This window comes from Stenotrophomonas sp. 05L44_2 (assembly GCF_056665995.1).
In genome coordinates this window covers 1-5,401 of record NZ_JBFTNR010000233.1, presented here as the reverse complement: position 1 = coordinate 5,401, position 5,401 = coordinate 1, and the positions used below count along the sequence as shown (strand labels likewise).

At 61.8% G+C, this 5,401-nt stretch carries 4 protein-coding genes and 2 pseudogenes; 3 read left to right on the top strand and 3 right to left on the bottom strand.

Annotated features, from left to right (window positions below; genetic code table 11):
* The 3 genes and pseudogenes from AC1VAN_RS09950 to AC1VAN_RS09940 form a co-directional block, all read left to right on the top strand.
* Positions 1–647: pseudogene (locus tag AC1VAN_RS09950) on the top strand (wall-associated protein); the annotation flags it as partial.
* 3 nt (positions 648–650) lie between these two features.
* Positions 651–1,634, top strand: a complete 984-nt coding sequence (locus AC1VAN_RS09945) for an RHS repeat-associated core domain-containing protein (protein ID WP_480985730.1) — start codon at positions 651–653, stop codon at positions 1,632–1,634.
* Between the two features lie 16 nt (positions 1,635–1,650).
* Positions 1,651–2,016, top strand: a complete 366-nt coding sequence (locus AC1VAN_RS09940; protein ID WP_208082432.1) for a hypothetical protein — start codon at positions 1,651–1,653, stop codon at positions 2,014–2,016.
* A gap of 696 nt (positions 2,017–2,712) precedes the next feature.
* Here the strand turns inward: AC1VAN_RS09940 and AC1VAN_RS09935 are convergent.
* The 3 genes and pseudogenes from AC1VAN_RS09935 to sufC form a co-directional block, all read right to left on the bottom strand.
* Entirely contained in the window at positions 2,713–3,969 is a 1,257-nt protein-coding gene (locus tag AC1VAN_RS09935; protein ID WP_480985729.1) for a cysteine desulfurase, read from the bottom strand.
* On the bottom strand, positions 3,966–5,228 hold the full coding sequence (gene sufD, locus AC1VAN_RS09930; RefSeq protein ID WP_032975852.1) for a Fe-S cluster assembly protein SufD: 1,263 nt from the start codon (positions 5,226–5,228) through the stop codon (positions 3,966–3,968). The genes AC1VAN_RS09935 and sufD overlap by 4 nt, the downstream gene beginning before the upstream one ends.
* Positions 5,228–5,401, bottom strand: a pseudogene (gene sufC, locus AC1VAN_RS09925) (Fe-S cluster assembly ATPase SufC); the annotation flags it as partial. The pseudogene sufC and the gene sufD, both read right to left, overlap by 1 nt.

The following is a 5,401-nucleotide window of genomic DNA, read 5'->3' as shown; positions in this document are numbered from 1 at the left end:
CGCGTGGAGTGGGTAGCTATGCCTACCGCGTCGCCGCCTGCAACGGCGCTGGATGCGGGCCGTGGTCGGCAACGGTGACGGTCGCAGTCATCGGACCGCCGACGATCGAGCCGGTGATCAGCGCGCCGGGCCTGGTGAATGTGCCGCAGTACAGCTTCAGCTGGTCAGTACCCGCCAATAGTGAGAGCTTCATCCTGGAGGAGAGCGCCAACGGCGGTGGATGGACCGTGGTGCATAACGGCGGTGCGAACAGCTTTGGTGCAAACAGAGGCAATGGCAACTACGCCTACCGTGTACGTGCCTGCAACTTCGCGGGGTGCAGCCCATATTCAGGCATCGTAAGCGTTTCAGTCGTGCTTCCTCCGGCTGCCACCCAGATTTTCCTGGCGGAATGGTTGTCTACGCGCAAGGCCCCCTACCAGGTGCAGTGCACCGTCTCCTGGCGAGCCGTGCCCGGCGCAACGGAGTATCACCTTGAGCCGTCGGGGGCTGGACGCCGTCTATACACCGGGCCTCTGACTTACGTGCAGTCAAACAACGGGAATTACTGCGCAAGCTTGTACATCGTTCGCGCCTGCAATGCCGGCGGCTGTTCGGAATGGTCTGCGGGCTTCCCTGTCACCCGCGGCGTACTGAGCTGGGACTGAGCCATGAATGGAATCACTTCTCTACTGATTCGCGCAGCGCTTCTTGTGGTGGCGACACTGGCCGGTGCTGCACCGGCTGCGGCCCAGGAAGTGGTGGAATACATCCACACCGACGCACTGGGCTCGCCGGTGGCGATCACCGATGCCAGCGGAAATGTCATCGAGCGTACCGTATATGAACCGTATGGAGGCGTGGTCAATCGGCCATTGAAGGATGGTCCAGGGTATGCCGGGCATATGACGGACTCTGTAACCGGGTTGAACTACATGCAGCAGAGATACTTCGACTCAAGTTTGGGTACCTTCCTCTCGGTGGATCCAGTCACTACTGTCGAAAATCCCTATGCAAATTTCCAGCGTTACAGGTATGGAAATGGGAATCCCTACAAGTTCGTCGATCCAGATGGCGCTGATGCGATATATTTTTCAGATGTTAATGTTCTGGTGATTCCGGTTAATTTTACGGGTCCCGCTGCAACAAAATCCAATGTGGAAGCGATCAGGAGTCGGGTTGATTCAATTGCTTCCGAGTATCGAGGGATTAAGGTTCGTTTGCAGGTCCTGGGTTCCGCCGGTGGTCATGRCCAGAATTCAATGAATTTGGGGCCTGGAAAGGATTACGCAAACTATCCTCGTGCCGGTCAGGGGGTATRTGGCGGRATCGGCGGGAGGACGGCTCATATCGATAGCTCCGAGAGCAACTGGATAGGCGCGGCAGTTCACGATATCCTGCATTTTGCAGGCGCCCCGGAAGGGTATCGTGATGTGGGGTCGCGAGATGGGCGTACATCGAGCCCCATGGAGGGGTACTCTTCCGATCATATTATGGCTGATCGAAATGGTACGCGAATTACTGCGAGGGATGAGGATGCGATGCTGAGTAATGACACGACATCGAGGCATCGGTTGAGCGATTTCAAGGGGGTCTTTAGGGTTGAGGGGCGACTTGATGCAAAACGCCTCGATAAGCAGTTTTCAGGGAAATAACCAACCGGATACTCCGATGAATATTTCAACTTTACTGGCCTCCGTCATATCAATTTTTCTTCTTTCTTCCTGCGGTCAGCAGCGCGGCTGCCATTTGCAGGTTATCAATCAAGATCATGACAGTTCATCATCCCAGAAAATATTTGCTGAAGTGGATGACGTCATTCGTTCGCGCTCTGTGGATGGCGGAGTCGAAGTAAAGGCGGAGTTGGTGGTGTCGCAACTTGAGCTGTCCCGGGAAGGAAAGAGAAGGAGGAGGCTTTTCTATGTATTGATGGATGGAGAGGGGAGGTTCATGGATGCATCCACATGTGATGTCGGAGAAGGTCAATGTGCTTCGGTTGTTTCGAAAAAAATGGTGAAACTATGTGGCGAGGTCTGAATTTATTGCATTAATCCATCGGAGCATATATTGGTGAGTAAAGTCCAGTATTCTGATCGCATTCGAAGATCAATAGTCGTAATTTTTGCAGCGATTTGCCTGGCTGGCCTTGTTGCGTGTACTAGTGAAGTGGCGAGTTCGGGTGGGGTTGTCAATCATCTCCCGAACAATGCAAGGGCAAATCAATACGCTGCGGCGCTCCGCTCCAGTTCTGTCGCCGGAGGCGCATCGAGGGAGCAAATGTGTGAGGTCCATTTGATTGATGTTCGGCAGTCATTCGATCAGGAGGGGAATGAAAAGCTGAGAAGCTATTTCGTTTTGACCAATTATCGAGGGATTTTTGTGTCGGCGGACACCTGTGGACTGTCCGTGGGTGACTGCGTTGCAGTTATTGCAAAGAGGTCGAGTTCTGAATGTCGACTGCCGCCGAGAGATTAGGAGAGCGCCAACGGCGGCGGCTGGACTGTGGTGCATAACGGCGGTGCGAACAGCTTTGGTGCCAGCCGTGGAAAAGGCAGTTATGCCTACCGGGTGAGAGCCTGCAACTTCGCCGGGTGTAGCCCCTGGGACAGTTGGGCTTGCCTGTGCAGATGACGTTTACGGTTGTCGTGCAGTAGATCAGCATTGGCCATCTTGGGACGCAAAAACGCCACGGTCTCCCGTGGCGTTCGCATCTTCCCATCTGTTACTGAAGCCTCACCCCAGCAACTTCCGCACCTTCGTCAACGCAGCCATGAACCGCTCGATCTCTTCATGCGTGTTGTAGAACGCCAACGACGCACGGCAGGTCGCCGCCACGCCGTAGTACTGCAGCAGCGGATGCGCGCAGTGCTGGCCCGAGCGCACGGCCACACCTTCCAGATCCAGCAGGGTAGCCAGATCGTGCGCATGGGCGCCGTCGATCAGGAATGACACCACCGCGGCCTTTTCCGGCGCTTCGCCGATGATGCGCAGGCCGTCAACCCGGCGCAGCTCTTCGGTGAAGTGCGCCAGCAGCTCGGCTTCGCGCGCTTCCACGTGGTCCAGGCCGACGTTCTGCAGATAGTCCGCCGCCACGCCGAGGCCGATGAAACCGGCGATGTTGGGGGTGCCGGCTTCAAACTTGTGCGGGGCGTCGTTGAATACGGTGCCGTCGAAGCTGACTTCCTTGATCATCTCGCCGCCGCCCAGGAACGGCGGCATCGCGTCCAGATGCTCGCGACGCGCCCAGAGCGCACCGGTGCCGGTCGGGCCGCACATCTTGTGGCCGGTGATGGCGTAGAAGTCGCAGCCGATCGCGGTGACGTCGACCTTGCGGTGCGGTGCGGCCTGCGAGCCGTCGACCACGGTGACGATGCCGCGCTTGCGCGCTTCGCGGCAGATCTCGCGCACCGGGTTGATGGTGCCGAGTACGTTGGAGACATGGGCCACGGCCAGCAGCTTGACCTCGGCGGTCATCGCCGCGCGCAGCGCGTCCAGGTCCAGCGCGCCGTCGGGGGTGATCTCGGCCACGCGGATGGTCGCGCGGGTGCGCTGGGCGACCAGCTGCCACGGCACGATGTTGGCGTGGTGTTCCATGCGCGACACCAGGATCACGTCGCCGGCCTTCAGCCGGGGCAGGGCCCAGGAGTAGGCAACCAGATTGAKCGCGAAGGTSGTGCCGCTGCACAGCACCAGKTCGYTGSKGCGCACGTTGAGGAARCGKGCCAGCTTGTTGCGYGCGCCYTCRTAGGCGTCGGTGGCCTCGGTRCCCAGCGCATGCACGGCACGGCTGACGTTGGCGTTGTAGCGGCGGTAGAACTCGTCCACCGCGCCGATCACCTGCACCGGCTTCTGGCCGGTGTTGGCGTTGTCGAAATAGACCAGCGGCTTGCCGTGCACTTCGCGCATCAGCAGCGGGAAGTCCAGGCGCACGCGCGCCCAGTCGGGGGCGTCGGCGGGTGCTTCGATCGGTCGCGGGGTGGACAGGTTCATGCCACGCCCGCCTCGGCCAGGGCCTTGTCCAGCCGGCGTGCCAGCTGTTCGCGCAGCGCTTCGGGCAGCACCTTCAGCGGTTCGTGGCAGAACGCGGCGCTCAGCAGCGCCTGCGCCTGGGCCTGCGGCAGGCCGCGCGAGCGCAGGTAGAACAGCGCGTTGGCGTCGAGCTGGCCGACGGTGGCACCGTGTGCGGCCTTCACTTCGTCGGCGTCGATCACCAGCGTCGGCTGGGTATCGATCTCGGCGTCGGCCGACAGCAGCAGGTTCTTGTTGGACAGGTTGGCGTCGGTGCCATCGGCACCGGCACGGATCTGGATGCCGCCATGGAACACCACGCGGCTGCGGTTGGCGGCCACGCCACGCCACTGCAGCTCGGCGCTGGTGTCGCGGGCGATGTGGTCGATGCCCAGGCGGGTATCGACGTGGCGGCGACCATTGCCGAGCAGCACGCCATTGGCGGTCAGCTGGGCGTTGTCGCCTTCCAGGCGCACGTTCAGCTCATGGCGGCTGAGCGCGGCACCCAGCTCCAGGTCCACGCGGTGGTACTGCGCGTCCTTGGCCAGCACCGCGTCGGTACGCAGGAAGCTGGTCTGGCGCGCGCTGCCGGCCTGCACGCGGGCGTGCTTGAGCACCGCATCGCGGGCGACGTGGGCGTGCAGTACCGTGTTGTCCAGATGCGCCGAATCACCGACGCTGAAGCGGTGCTCGACCACGCCCAGGCTGGCGCCGGCACGCAGTTCGATCAGGTGGCGGTGGTGCCAGGCCAGATCGGTGTCGCCGGCCACGCTGGCGAATACCAGCTGCAGCGGCACCTCGACCTGCACGCCGTCGTCCACGCGCAGCACCACGCCTTCATCGGCGAGGGCGGCGTTGAGGCGGGCGAACACATCGTCGCTGCGATCGTAGCGGCGGCCGAGGAAGCGCACGGCGTCCTCGCCAGCGGCCAGTGCGGAGGACAACGTCTCCAGCTGCACGCCGGCCGGCAGGCCCTGCACGTCGCTCAGCGCGTCGTTGAGGCGGCCATTGACGAACACCAGGCGCGGTGCCGGGATGTTCTCCAGCGCGGCGGCATCCAGCAGCGCCGGGGCCAACGGTGCGGCCGCAAAGCTGCGACGCTCCAGCTGGCGCAGCGAGGTGTACTTCCAGGTTTCGCTGCGTGCGCCGGGCAGGCCGTCGCGCAGCACGCTGTCGAGCACTTCGCGGCGCGCATCGCTGCCGCAGAAGGCCTGGGCCATGGAATCGAGCAGGGCGCTCATCAGACCGCCGCCTCGGGCACGACCCGGTCCTTCAGGAAGTCATAGCCGTGCGCTTCCAGTTCCAGCGCCAGTTCCGGGCCGCCGCTCTTGACGATGCGGCCATCGGCCAGCACGTGCACGACGTCCGGCTTGATGTAGTCCAGCAGGCGCTGGTAGTGGGTGATGACCAGGAA

Bases quoted from the DNA above. Each gene is read 5' to 3' on its own strand.
- sufD (WP_032975852.1), bottom strand. From the start codon at position 5,228: ATGAGCGCCCTGCTCGATTCCATGGCCCAGGCCTTCTGCGGCAGCGAT.
- AC1VAN_RS09940 (WP_208082432.1), top strand. From the start codon at position 1,651: ATGAATATTTCAACTTTACTGGCCTCCGTCATATCAATTTTTCTTCTT.